Genomic DNA, 299 nt, shown 5'->3' on the forward strand with positions numbered 1-299 from the left:
GAGTCAGGCCCGCGATCTCGCCGACCGACATCCTGAGAAACTACGGCAGTTGCAGGACCTGTTCCTCATCGAGGCGGCGAAGTACCAGGTCTTCCCGCTCGACGACCGGGTCACCGAGCGGGAGAACCCCGTCATGGCCGGCCGTATCGATCTGATGGGCGAGCGGACGTCGATCACCTACCGCGCGGGAATGCGGCGGTTCACCGAGGAGACCACCCTCAACGTCAAGAACCGCTCGCACAGCATCACGGCCCACGTCGACCTGCCCGAAGGAACGACGGCCGAGGGTGTGCTCATCG

General features: G+C 65.2%; 1 pseudogene. It reads left to right on the top strand.

What is annotated here, in order from left to right:
• Positions 1 to 49 precede the first annotated feature (49 nt).
• Positions 50 to 299: pseudogene (locus TN53_RS43880) on the top strand (arylsulfatase); the annotation flags it as partial.

Source organism: Streptomyces sp. WM6386 (assembly GCF_000972385.1).
Lineage (GTDB): Bacteria > Actinomycetota > Actinomycetes > Streptomycetales > Streptomycetaceae > Streptomyces.